This window comes from Stenotrophomonas sp. STEN021 (assembly GCF_056760175.1).
In genome coordinates, this window is the sequence record NZ_JBRREH010000023.1 from 18,055 (window position 1) to 30,850 (window position 12,796).

The 12,796-nt window shown below is 57.5% G+C and carries 11 protein-coding genes; 7 read left to right on the forward strand and 4 right to left on the reverse strand.

Annotated elements, in window-relative coordinates:
• Nucleotides 1-188: 188 nt before the first annotated feature.
• From ACVOL0_RS07055 to ACVOL0_RS07080, 6 genes are all read left to right on the forward strand, one after another.
• A complete protein-coding gene (locus ACVOL0_RS07055) occupies nucleotides 189-2,468 on the forward strand; it encodes a hypothetical protein (protein WP_146033471.1) in 2,280 nt (759 codons plus the stop codon).
• Nucleotides 2,465-3,100: a hypothetical protein gene (locus ACVOL0_RS07060; protein ID WP_101099260.1), complete on the forward strand. Its 636-nt coding sequence runs from the start codon at nucleotides 2,465-2,467 to the stop codon at nucleotides 3,098-3,100. The genes ACVOL0_RS07055 and ACVOL0_RS07060 overlap by 4 nt, the downstream gene beginning before the upstream one ends.
• 303 nt (nucleotides 3,101-3,403) lie before the next feature.
• Complete coding sequence (locus tag ACVOL0_RS07065) at nucleotides 3,404-5,305, forward strand: helix-hairpin-helix domain-containing protein (protein WP_172448145.1); 1,902 nt, start codon at nucleotides 3,404-3,406, stop codon at nucleotides 5,303-5,305.
• Nucleotides 5,306-5,403: 98 nt separating this feature from the next.
• Nucleotides 5,404-6,567 (forward strand): site-specific integrase, encoded by a 1,164-nt coding sequence (locus ACVOL0_RS07070; protein WP_101116217.1) that lies wholly within the window; start codon nucleotides 5,404-5,406, stop codon nucleotides 6,565-6,567.
• Nucleotides 6,554-6,790: a hypothetical protein gene (locus tag ACVOL0_RS07075; RefSeq protein ID WP_146033470.1), complete on the forward strand. Its 237-nt coding sequence runs from the start codon at nucleotides 6,554-6,556 to the stop codon at nucleotides 6,788-6,790. Before ACVOL0_RS07070 ends, ACVOL0_RS07075 begins: the two co-directional genes overlap by 14 nt.
• A gap of 159 nt (nucleotides 6,791-6,949) precedes the next feature.
• Nucleotides 6,950-7,429 carry an NIF family HAD-type phosphatase gene (locus ACVOL0_RS07080; RefSeq protein WP_232767659.1) on the forward strand — a complete coding sequence of 160 codons (480 nt, stop codon included), beginning with the start codon at nucleotides 6,950-6,952 and terminating at the stop codon, nucleotides 7,427-7,429.
• 347 nt (nucleotides 7,430-7,776) lie between these two features.
• Here ACVOL0_RS07080 and ACVOL0_RS07085 read toward each other — a convergent pair whose 3' ends face one another.
• The 3 genes from ACVOL0_RS07085 to ACVOL0_RS07095 all read right to left on the reverse strand — a co-directional run bounded on the left by ACVOL0_RS07085 (nucleotide 7,777) and on the right by ACVOL0_RS07095 (nucleotide 10,436).
• On the reverse strand, nucleotides 7,777-8,175 hold the full coding sequence (locus ACVOL0_RS07085; protein ID WP_101099348.1) for a hypothetical protein: 399 nt from the start codon (nucleotides 8,173-8,175) through the stop codon (nucleotides 7,777-7,779).
• A gap of 728 nt (nucleotides 8,176-8,903) precedes the next feature.
• Nucleotides 8,904-9,317, reverse strand: coding sequence for a hypothetical protein (locus ACVOL0_RS07090; protein WP_101099255.1), 414 nt, complete (start codon nucleotides 9,315-9,317; stop codon nucleotides 8,904-8,906).
• Nucleotides 9,318-9,887: 570 nt separating this feature from the next.
• Nucleotides 9,888-10,436: a hypothetical protein gene (locus ACVOL0_RS07095; RefSeq protein WP_101116305.1), complete on the reverse strand. Its 549-nt coding sequence runs from the start codon at nucleotides 10,434-10,436 to the stop codon at nucleotides 9,888-9,890.
• A gap of 718 nt (nucleotides 10,437-11,154) precedes the next feature.
• Here ACVOL0_RS07095 and ACVOL0_RS07100 point away from each other — a divergent pair.
• The gene (locus tag ACVOL0_RS07100) at nucleotides 11,155-12,174 is read left to right on the forward strand and encodes a beta family protein (protein ID WP_157825119.1); all 1,020 of its coding nucleotides are present in this window, start codon (nucleotides 11,155-11,157) and stop codon (nucleotides 12,172-12,174) included.
• Here ACVOL0_RS07100 and ACVOL0_RS07105 read toward each other — a convergent pair.
• Nucleotides 12,171-12,731, reverse strand: a complete 561-nt coding sequence (locus ACVOL0_RS07105; protein ID WP_101099251.1) for a sce7726 family protein — start codon at nucleotides 12,729-12,731, stop codon at nucleotides 12,171-12,173. The two genes, ACVOL0_RS07100 and ACVOL0_RS07105, sit on opposite strands and share 4 nt — an antisense overlap.
• Nucleotides 12,732-12,796: the final 65 nt, after the last annotated feature.

Here is a 12,796-nt window from a genome sequence, read left to right on the forward strand (position 1 = left end):
GAGCACACGCTAGAGATGGCACTACGAACCCAGAGTTACTATCGCGCACGTTGGTTCGAGCTCTCACGCTCCAATCCTGAGGCATTCTCCCGCATTCACCTTCCTCGCCTGCTGTATATGCACGTGCTATTGAAGATCGTGCAGGACCGTCGCCCAGACCTTCTCCGAAACGCGCAAAGGGCACTGACATGATGCTGCCTAAAGCACGACTTGGTTCCGAATCCGCTTCCACTGCATCCGATCCCTATCTGGTTCAGTCCAACCGCTTGACTCTGGAAGGGACTTACCTGAGCTATCGAGCAGACGACAGCACTCACCAATTTGATCTGTCCGAACTATTTCTCCCTCCGACCAGCTCGCACCAAGCCGTATCACGGCTGCCCGACGAGCCGGCGTACTTGGCCACCGCACTGGCCATCGCCGATCGCCGACTGCTTAGCGCAAAAACGGGCATGCCTGCGCCGCGCATGCTTAGTCGCCAGCTCTACCTGTTCCGCCATACTCTCGACTGGCTACGTGCACACGGTGTGTATCGCCTATCTGACGCTACTTCAGAACACACCAGCACCTTGATCAAAGAGTTTGTTACCCGTGGCTGGCCCGGAGCATTGGACCTGACCGCCCGATGGCACCGCGCTCTTGATGTGATCACACCTGACGAGCTCGCCCGCGGTTTCCACTACCGCATTCAAGGTGGCTCTATCGCGCACATCGAAACGCTTCTGCAGCCTTTCTGGCGAGCACGACTAGGCTGGGGCGGGATTCTGGGACTTCCAGAGATCATCAAGGCGCGCATCGAGAGCATGGTGGATGCACCACTCTCGCAGGGATGGACAGACCGGTCCGTCATCTCAGACGGTGCTCCAGGAGAAGGAGTAGTTCATAACACACTGGGCTGGCTTAACGACTGGTGCAATCTACCCGCTACTGTTGATCGCCTTCGGCACCGCGTTGCTAACCGACCCTCGCATGTCGCAGCGCGTATGTCACTTAAGGCAGCAGGGCGCACCGACAACCTCAGCCTGCCAACGGCGATTGATCTTCTGAAGGCTTCCTTGCGCCTTCTGTATGACGTCGCGCCACGCGTTGTTGAACTCTGCCAGTACGCAAAGGCTGTCCAGTGCGCCGTTACACCCGCCCCAATCCTATCGGCCGAATGGCTGCAGTCACAGCCTATTACCAAAGAACTTGGCACGCTGACAGGAAAGCCCGTGGCCCGCTGGGTTAATAGCGGCCATTACGGCAAGCAGGATGATGTGTATACGGTGGAACAGTTGATTGGTGCAGTCCAGGGAGCGTGCGGCGTGCTATTGGCCGCGATGAACGCCCGCCGACAGCGAGAGATCTGCGATCCTCATATTGGCGTGCGCGTGGGCGACCTAGAAGTTCTCGATGACGATCTTGGGATCTATCAGACAAGCTTCTACATCCAGAAGACGTACTTCGATCGCCATACCTTCTACATCAATCGCACCTCTGCCGATTCCCTGCGCTGCCTAGAGATGCTTAAAATTGCCTGCGCTCCGTTCGATACCGCGATCACTGCTGGTGATAGCTTATTCGCTTGCGGGCGACGCACCCAAGTTGGAGTGAAGCCAGAAGCCCACTATGCATTCACCTTCGATAAGGGGCGCACGCGATCTTTATCGAGCTTCTTGCAGGTAGCGTTTGGCGACGCGGAACGTTCTCCCTTCTCCACTCATATGTTCCGACGCTTCTATGCAATTCTTTACTACCATCAGTACGACCACGCCGAGTTGCGCGCGCTCAAGCAACATTTGCGACATCTTGACGTAGCGATGACGCGAGTATACGTCACCGATCCCGCATCACGCCCATTAGCTGAGCAGATCCGCGCTACCCTGGGACGCGACCGGTTCATGGTCGCTAATGAGAAGGTGCGCACTGCACTCGATGAACAGCAAGGTGACCTGGACGCTGCATTGGCTGAGGTTGAGCGAGAGAAATTGGAGCAGGCGATCGAACAGGTTCTGGAAGGTAGACCCACCGCAGGAGGCTTTAGTCGTGTTGTGCGGAAGCTGTATCGACAGATGTCTTCGCAGATCACGATAGGCGCTGATCAGATACCCGAGATTGCCGATAAGCTCGCCGGGCGCGGCTACCGAGTGCGGCCAATGAGCCATGGCCAATGCCACGCGCCAGACAGCAATCGTCACCTGAAGGCGCGATGTGAGCGCGCAGGCGAGCTTGCACGCGAGCATGCTGGTGCGCGCCAATGTCACGCCTGCCCCTATCATTTCAACAATGAGGCTTACTTGGAGAACCTGCAAGAGGACTTGCGGCAACTGGAGCAGGAAGCGCACGACATTCTGCTACCCCCGATGCAGCAGGCACGCGCTCGCTTTGATCACTCCAATCTTGACCGCTTGATCAGTCTCACACGGGAGAACATGGACTCCAATGCCGAGCACATGCGCGCCTTGCGGGCTCAGCGGGCCAAGTCATGAAGACCTCAGCTCACCAGTCGCAAGTTGCCAAGCAGGCCGCGCAGGCGGCAATCGACCGAAAATTGGCTGTGCTGCGCGACTGGGCAAGCAACGGCATCCCCTATCGGCACGACGCGAGTGGACACACCTTGCTGGATACGCATGACAGAAAGCTACTGGAATATTTTCCGTCGAGCTTGCGTCAATTCAAGCAATGGGATGGTTCGCAGAACTCACCTGAACTGAGGACCGCCTTGCCCAGGCTGAGTGTTACAGGCAACGATACACTTGCGAAACGACCAACCAGTACAGAGCAGGCGGTAAGACTGATCGCCACCTTGCGAGATCGCGCAAGGAGCCAAATGGAAGAAGGGCGAGCGTCGACCCTGCGCCGCCTTGAGGTGGAGCTACGATTGACGCGCCAGGCCGTAGACCTGCGTATTGGGGAAATCCGAGAGCAACAGCGTCAAATTCGGGACTTGCGTCGTGATTACTCAAACCTGCAGGCCAAGCATCAAGGCGAAACTGAAGAGTTCAAACGCGTGTTCGACCGCTTGAGCAGTGCTCTGAACGAGGAGCGCGGGCGCAACGCAGAGTTAGCCGCTCTGATGGCAAAAATTACTCCGCTGAGGAAGAGCGGCCATGGCACCTAAGGCAAATGATCCAGGCATCTCTTTGGTGGAACGACTGGAGGGCTGGCTCACCGAGGGCCATAGGGTTCCGCGAATTCGTGGTCGGGTAAACCGTGCTGCTCTGTGTCGCTTGGTTGGCCTTAGCCGGTCTTCGGCCAACAGTAACGTCGACCTGCGCGCACTGATAGATTCACTGGATGGTGGCGACGACTCCCTGTCTTATCCTTCAAACACCAGATGCCCCACTCAGGCGGTAATCGAGCACGAACTCGCCAGACTGCGCGAAGAGAACGCGCAACTCAAGCGTCAACTGAAGTCCGTCTCATGGCTACTGTCATCCGGTCGGATCATTCGATCATGAAGGGCACATTAGCGAACGAGGATCCGGTGTGGCACATCGGCATGATTGAAAGCGTACTGGAGATTGATGAAGCTGGCCTGTTTGTACGCTGGCAAACCGAGAATGGAGCTTGGCGCATCCATGTTCCCACTGGCGTACTGCCCGCTGGACCCAAGACAGGGCAGGTATGGAGATTCTTGGGGAGGGCGATGCATCACCCTATGGGTGGAGAGCTATGGCAAGTTCAGCGCGGAGAGCGCGCCCTGCCCCCAGGTGCTCTGATTTCACGCTTTCTGAGCTACCACATTCCAGGCTTGGTGGAATACCGGGCGGCGCGCTGGCAGAAGCGTTGGCCCGGATCACTTGGTGATGCTCTTACTAGAGCCCGATACACAGAACTCGCGGAAGTGCTCGCCCCCCACCCGTTAGCGGACTGCTGGGCCACGCAAGCTGTGGAGTACTGGCAGCGCCAGACCCACCATTTGGCATTGGTGCGAGAGATGAACGAGCACGAAGCAAGCGACGAGTTGGCCGCACATATGCTGGACCATTATGGCGAAGCTGCCGCTGCGATGCTAAACGATGACCCTTATAGAATGCTCGCCTTTGCGTCCTTTGCTACGGTGGACGCCATTGCGGGCAATCTCGGCGTTCAATCTCACGACCTTCGTCGGCTGCGTGGCGCCGTGGATGACCTGATGCATCAGGCGCTCGATGTTGGACGGGATGCATTGCCGGATTCCGACTTGCGAGAGGCGCTGGTGAGCGTCTTAGGTGATCGCGTAGGTGCAACGCTAGCTATCTCTGCTTCGTGTCAATCTGGCCGCATTGTCAACGCCCCACGGGATGCGTGGATCAGTGATGCAACAAGCCATGTGATCACATTCGTTGCAACGCGGCTCCATATGATGTGTAGCGGCGATGCAGGCGGCGCTTGGGAACCTGCGGATCGTCCAGAAGTAGACGCGCAACCCTCGGAGCCGAGAAGAATTCACTGGGTGCGAGGGTGGACGGATACCAACCAAATCGCACAGCTACATAGCCGCCTTGAAACCGCGCCACAGGGTGGCATCACAGTTGTCGTGACTGATAGCGCGGTCGTCACCAACTGTCTACGGACTCGATTGCCTGGCGCCACTATCGTGGAACAGCAGAAAATCGGCATGCCCTGCGCCTTGCTGGAAAGCGCGACCCGGGTGATATGGGTCACCGCCAGAGCCAGGGTTCGTGTCTTAGCCCGCATTCTGGCCAACGTGCGGCACGTATGCTGCCTGACCGTCGTCGATGATGGATCAGCACGATCTGGGGACGATGTCGTGGCGACGATGTTGAAGCGCTGCGAATCGGAGGAGACGCGGCTAGCGCAATTAGTCACCGATGATGGACGTATCCCCGCGATTGACTCAGATGGTGTCTTACAGCTGCCTTCGTACGACTCTCGACGGGCTGACCGCAAAGGTGATTTGGTGCTTCAGATAGCGCAACAGCAGCTCGAGGCTGCACTACTGGGGGTATGCTATCAAGCTGCTTTAGAGGGTTCGGTGTGTGTGGTGGGGCTGAGCGATTCCCAGCGCGATGCCCTTCTGCGGCAATGGCATCACAAACACATGCGATGCACCAACATCGTCGAGATGCACACTGGAACGGCTCCCCATAGCTGGTTCGAGGGGAGTGAATTCGAAACCTTGATCATCGTCTGGCCGACGGCACAGTCGCCAACTATCGGCTGGTGGGAGGAAGTTCACTGCCTTGCCAACCAGCGCACGGTCGTGGTTGCCACCCAGATGCTGAAGATCGATTCCAGCTCTGACCAGTTGATATCTTTAGCCGTGCCCAAGATCACCGACCCCGTATCACTCAACGACCGAGTGGAGGTGGTAATTTGATTTGCGTCGACAGAGTCGTCCTACGTAAGGACCGCGCCCATGACGGACGGATATTCTGGCATCTAACGGGATCTGATGGCCATACTGACTGGCCATTCTTGGATTACATCATTGACTGCATTGATACGCAGCAGTTGGCTAACAAGACGGTTGAAAACCGCGCCTACACACTGGTGAAGTGGTATCGATACTTAGCCGAACGGAGACTTGAACTGTGGCAAGCCTCGGATAACTTGATCAAACAGTTCCGCGATGGGCTGATGGCACGTGATGCGATCAATAGCAGTGGCGACCAGCAGGCCCGGCGGCGCACAGTCAACCTTGACTTGCGCAACGTTTACTTGTTCTACGCTTGGTTACAGCGGGATTACGTGTATGGCAACGGCCGTCGTCTACTCGGTCGCACAGCTTGCCAGATTACAAGCACGTTGGTGGATGAAAGATCCGAAAAGATAGCTTCACCACGTAAGCGCTATCCGTTGACCTTCCGCAATGCCGGAGAACGTAGCAAGCACAGGATGGGCTTTGTACCAGGTGAAGCCGATCGCGCCGCGCTCACCGAGTACTTCTACGATACCTGCCCGCCAGATCAGGCGCGTCGGAACTGCCTTCTTTTTGGGCTGGCGTGGGCCGTCGGATGGCGACGGGGATCGATCCTCAGCCTGACCACAGGTGACTTCGATCCCGCACGCAATCGGCCTGACACGGACCTACAGATAGCACCATCGGCACAGAAATTTGGCTACAGCAATAGTTTCAGTGTGCCCGCTGGCGCTGCATTGCAGGTGCTTGATTACATCGACAACGAAAGACGCGCGATCATCCAACGTACGGATAGTGTGAGTCGCGCTGTATTTCTCAACGAGAGGACCGGGAATCCACTCACCGCTGGCGCTGTATCCACGATGTTTAGCAAGGCCCGCATTGCGCTTGCTTGGCCCAGGGGAGCTGGGCTTCACGCTTGGCGACGCGGATTCACCAACGCCTATCTGGAGCGCGAGTTGGACGCCCGCATTGAACTGGGCTTAGACACAGGAGGCGATGCAATCGCGATGTCAATCGCAAGTGCACTTGGCCAAGAAAGCCTTGGCAGCCAAGCTGCTTACGTACGAGATGTACAGCGACGTATACGCGGAACTGCGACCTTTAGGGACAAGGAGGAACACGTCCGCCTATCCGATGAGAATGCTCACCTCCGCGGCCAGATCGCTTCTCTACGTGAGGCCCTAGCGAAGCGAGGTGTTGGCAATGACCGTGCATGAGATGTTTGCGGATTTCTTTTTCGCAAGCCGATCCTTGCTTGTGCACCGCGACGTGGCTGTCCGCCGGAAGAGCATCGAAGCATGGGGGGTCTACGTTCAGTTGTCATTTCCATTGATTGCCGAGGTCGGACGTTCATTGTTGAGAATGAATGCAGGCGGACGCCAAGACCCCAATCACAACTTATTGATTCGTCTGGGAGTCGCTGCAGTTGAGTCAGAGTGATCGTTCACGCCTAACGAACCTTCTGCCGCCTCGGTGTCACTTGCAAGCTACTGGAACAGGTAACCCAGTCCAACCGGCCCCACTGCGAACTACGGGCTCAAGCATTCGCCTAACCAGTAGGCGCGCGAGATAGACAGAGACACGCCAAAGGAGCAATGTGTGCGCAAGCATCTTTCGCAGAGACAGGGGATGAAGCCGACAATCTTGGCGCTGGACCTTGAAGGAACGCTCATCTCCAATGCAATCAGTCAGATTCCCAGGCCCGGACTCTGCCGGTTCCTGGAGGACGTCCGAACGCGATTTGATCGATTGATGATCTTCACCACTGTTCCCGAAGAGCGATTTCGGACCATCGCCACACTTCTGGCTCGAGATGGCAGTGCCCCTGACTGGTTTGCATCACTCCAGTACATCAACTGGTCGGGGAAGACAAAGGACCTACGACTCATTTCGCCACATCTAGGTCAAGCGCTGTTACTCGATGATTACGGCCCCTATGTGCATCCTGGCCAAGAGCATCTATGGGTGAAAATTCCTTTGTTTGGATCTCCCTATCCAGCAGAAGACGACGGCCTCAGCCTCGCAATGGAACGCCTGCTTGGATGCCTCAATGATGGCGACGAACTCTCTATCACCTAGTAGCTGGCGAGTAAGGAGCCAACTAGCTGCGAGTTTTTTATGAACCCTGAGCCTGATCCATGCCGCTAAAGCAATCGCATTAAGCCGATATCTAAGAGTGTCACGAGTCACGATCAACGCGACTAGCTCATGCCGTTACAGCAACCCTTGGGGTACTTTCCGGCGACACATAGCTCTGATCCAGTCGACTGGCCACAGTGCCGCGCACCATCTTCCATGCGCGGCCGAACTGCACAGTGGCGTCGGGACCAGCCACACTTTTCGGAAGTGAATAGGCCAACCTAGGCAGGCTCAGATCAGCGATCTTTGGCAGCTTGCAGTGTCTCGATTCGTTTAAACAGCTGCTGTTACGCGACCTTCATGCCTTCGTCCTCCAGCGGATAAGGAGATCCGAACAGCGGTATCTCCACCCAGAACTTCTCCTGCCCGGGGTGGACGTAGGGGCCATGGTCATCCAGTAATAGCGCCTCGCCAAGGCGAGCAGACACAAAGCTAAGATCCTTGGTCTTGCCGGACCATTTCACATATCGAAGCTGCGCGAACCAGGCCGGAGCACTGCCCTCGCTGACCAGCAGGGCGGCGATGCTGCGCATCCGGTCCTCAGGAACGGTGGTAAACATCACCAGCTCCCCAAATCGCGATCGCGCATCCTCAAGAAATCCATAGAGGCCAGCCCGTGGGATCTGGCTGATGGCGTTAAAGATGAGTGTTCCTTCCAGGTCCAATGCCAGGATAGAGGGCTTCATGTCTGGCCCCTCAAAGGTCGCGTCCACTTACATTGCCCCTCCCCAAGGGCTTGTCGATCACTTAAGCCTTCTGACAAGGATCAGCCCGCCGTGCTTCGGTGTCGTACGCTGGCTCGGACCTGGTAGGGACAGCACCTGAATTACCCCAATTGAAGTTCAAGATAGTCCCGGACCGCCTGCAAGCTACCAGCAGCCCCGCTGCACAATGGCCTGACGGCCGGGTCACCACCGAACAATGGCGCAGAGTTGGCGCGATGGATCCAGGTATCGGCTTGAGCCGCATCAGGGAACAGGGTGTGCAAGGCCCTGTAGATCGAAAGGATGTACCCGATCCGCAAAAGGACCGAATCATCAACCATTCCTTCCACGGACTCATCTAACCGAGGCAGGTCGGGCACCCCAAGGATCTGGCGTTGCTCATTGTCAGACAGCCGCCACGCCTGCGAGATCCGTATGAAAGTCCGAACCGCGGCACCTTTCACGTCTTCGATTTGGCCAACCGATGGTTGAGGCATGGTCCAAAAACCTCCTTGTGGTCTGGTCCGAGAATACTCTCAAAATCCGACCTTATCCGGCACAGGTCCCGGCCAGGCCATGACAGGCCATTTGGTCACGATGGCATCCCAAAGCAGAGGCGCAGGACTCCACCCAAAAGAAGAAGGCGTGCCGGGTACGGCACGCCCTTCCGTTACATCTGTCGAGTTATTAGGGACTCGGGCGGTGCGTCCTTAGGACTCACCGGAGTTGGTGCCCGGCGTGCGCGCGGACCACATGCTGGCGGCGGCATTTACCGGTTCCTGGTATTCCAGAACAGCCTGCGCCAGTTCGTCAGGAGATTGGGCGGACAAGATCCGTTCCTCCAAGCCCTGCATGCCAGACTGAAGATCATCGATCTCGCTGTCAATTGGACCGCGCAAGGGATGAGCATCGTTCATCGCACCCTGCAGAGCCTTCAGGTTCGTCCACGCGTGGCTCTTTGTGACTTCCAGTTGGTCCGGGATGTCAGAGCACTGTGCCCAGCTCATGAACGCGTGCTTACGATCAACGCTGAGCCCGGATGCTGCACTGAAGGTCGTCACACCAAAATTGGTGATGAGATCTAACGTGCTGGGCGTGTCGGTATTTGCTTCATTCCTTTCCATTTCTCTAATCACTGGTGAAAGTACTCGCGACAGTCCCCTTGGACGGCAGGTCGAGGCTGGCAGTGCCGGCAACTCAGTTTTAGCACGATCACCTGTCACTGCAAGCTACGAGCTAATTTTTTACCGGCGAGAATCAAGAACTTAGATTTGCTGCGACTGAAACAGCTTAAATGGTGGGTCGGAAGTCGCACATTCGTTCATACTTCCGACCCCGTTCTGGCCCCCCCCCATAGAACCGTCAGTCGCCCCTCCCATCACGACGACCTAGCCGGCTCGTCACCTGGCCAGGTCGACGGCGGCGTCGAAGCACCTCAGCGCCATCCTCGCTCGCTTCTCAGGTCTTCATAGTCCACCTACTCGAAGAGTAGGCGCTTCGCAGCTGTTCCTCGGTTCTCTTGATGCCTACTTCTTTCAGCACCATGAGCATGGGCTGTCGGTGAGGTCGATTCGGCACCCCGGTGTCGCCGGCGAGATTGACCGCGCGATGCTGGCCAATGTCGTACGGTTCATCCTGACCGCGTAACTGCTGCTCTCCAATCGTCGGCAAGATGCCCCTTCGGCCGCTCGCGTCTAGAGCGGGGTCCACCCGAGCTGTTGCTCGATGTCCCGCCTGTAGGGTGTCGCGATCTGCAAAGGCGTGCGGCGGATGTACTCCTCTGCCCGCTCCCGCACCTCACCGTTGAGATCACTGAGGTAGGTCAGCACCTCGTCCGCACTGGCAATCAGGTTATCTTCGCCATTGAACTTGGGCGGCAAGGCCGTCCATAGAACTACGTCGATCTCACGGGCCGCAGCCCATTGCTGCAACCCAGGGATGCCGGCCGGATCGGCTGATCCGGAAAGCCAGACGCCAACATGGCGATCAAGGTTGCGAGGCAGAATTTTCTCACGAGCACGCAGGCTGTCTTTGGCCTGCAGGACATCCTCTCCACCGTCGTAGACGGTCCAGAACGATGGGAGCGCAGATGTGTTCGGGCTTAGAACCAGGGTAAGGCGTCCGTTGCCTGACTGCCGCAGGTACTCCACCTGCACGGGCGGCCCATCTTCCCGCCAGCCCCCGACCATCGATAGATCACGAGGCTGCCACACCAGAGAACCCCATCCCAGGTACACGATCATGCCCAGCTCCCCTCTCAGTCGGTGTTACGCAGGCCCCTCGCGAGGCGGATCAGCCATTAGGTCCTGGACATCCGCATCGAGTTCCGTCGACCTCCCATCCTGACGAAGGAGGTGTCGCCACAGAGCCAATGATGGTTGGCGCTCAGGCGCTGGATACACCAGCGCCTGGCGACCTGTGAGTACCACAACCTGGCTCAAGACGGATTGGCCTCCAAGCACGCTGCTTGCGGTGGATGGTTGCCGATGCCTGTCCTGACCCAAAACGTTTAGGGATCAGGAGCTACTTATCACAGAACTGCGCCCTCAGTACTTGACGCGATAATTTGAGGCCGGCTCCCGTTTCCCAGGCATGATCCGTCCCCGCAGACGTTCGTCACCTCCCCGCCGGAGCAACCAACGGCGTACCACTGCTGCGGCTTACGGCTTCCAGCCTAAAATTTTTGGGCGGTGGCGTACCGCTGCGGACATCACACACTCCGTGTCAATTGCATTGGGCACCGGTGCGGGGTTACGGGCTTGCCAGCTGAAGAGCATGGAGAGAAGCCGGCATTTGCCTAAATGAAATGGCGCTCGGTCTTTGGGTCGGGTGATTTGACTCTTTCTCAAAACCCTAAGAGTATCTGGGCTACTCCATGGAGGGAGTTTCCTTCAGGAGTGATATTGCTGGCGATGTCCACCAATGGCTCGCCAGGACATATTAACTGCCAAGGAGGGGGCCATGGCGGCTCGATTCGACACGCATCCGCAATATGTTCCGATCATCAAGTGGCAGAAATTCGAGCAGCGCGCATTGTCCGAGCTGGTTGCTCCAGTGGTGGGGCGAACCCTGCCGTGCATCGAGGTTCGCTTGCCTGGGCAGCACGCATCCATGCTCGAATCCTATGCTGATGTATGGAAGCAGCCAGCGCTGATTGATTACTCCAATCCGGATGGCGACCTCAATGCCAGCCGCATCAAGGAACTCAACGAGTTCTTAAAGGTGGTAGGCGGCTCAGGCAAGCTGGTCACGCCGGTCCTCAACCCCGCCACCGCGGCAAAGGACTTCCCGGCCATTGGGCCATCCCTGGGCAACAGGAAGATAGCCCTTCGTCTGCGCCTCCCTGAGCCAGGCGATGCGCCAGGCGCAATCCTGATTGTTAAGGCCGCCCTTGAAGTCCCCGGACTACGACAACGGGTGGAGCGACTCATCGTCGACTTGGGCCAGACGCCGGCGATCTCTGCTGCAAACCGACCGGTGCTAGCGGCTTCCCTGCAGGCGCTGAAGGGCCAGGGCTTCAAGCACGTGCACCTTGCGTCGGGTTCCTTCCCTGCATCGCTGGCTCACATCAATGGTGCTGGCGAGGTAAAGCGCAAGGACTGGGAGCTATGGACGCAGATCAATGCGTTGGCACCGGACACGCTCATTGGCTTCGCCGACTATGGACCGCTCAACCCCAACTGGTCCGAAGAGACGCTCAAGCGGCGAGGCAATCGGGTCATCATTCGCTACGCCCTGAATGACAAGTGGCGCATCATACGCGGTCAGAACGCCACCAAGGCCGAGTCGATCGCCATCTCCAAGGTCATGACCACGGTGTATGCCAACGAATTCTTGGGAGCCCCGTTCTCATTCGGCGATCGCCTGATTGCAGATCGGGTCGATCCAGCCGTTCCGCTGAAGAACAAAGCCGGCGGCCATCTGCACATCTCTGAGTTCTGGACACATCACATCAGCTATGTGCTGAAAAAACAGTATTAGTGGAGCGCCACTGCGCTGTTCGCCCGCACGAGCAGCGCAGTGCGAATGTGTGCCTTGATCTCCTCCAGACTCAGCGTCTCGGTGATGTGCTGCTGGATCAGGTACAGGCTCTTGCTCTTCCAGCCTCTCAATTGCCCTTCCAAGCGCAGTACCTCCAATGCCTCCTCCTTGTTCAGGATGGAAGCGAGGGATGCGGCCTTGTGCCGGACATTCAAGCCCGCCTCGCGCAAGCACTGGAAGGTACCCGTCTCAGCGTCGACCACCATTGCACCCCACCAAGGCGGCAACAGGTCCATAGCCTTGGCCACGTGGCAGGGGGCCATGACCAAGGTGACCCGATCGAAGACCCAGCCGTAACGAGAGCCTTGATTGATCAGCCGGGACAGGCTATCGGCCTCGCTCTTGATCTCAAAGCAATGCATATCCTCAACCAGCACCAGATCGGCCCGCACCTCCCCACCGTGCAGCCGCAGCTCTTCCAGCAGCGAGATCGCTTGGACAGCAGATTGCCTCGCCAGATGGCCGGCCAAAGCCTGTTTGATCTGTAGCTCTCTCATGGGAACCAAGGCGGAGGGGTGTACAGCGGGAGGATATCATAGTTATGCTTATATGCACTTCACAA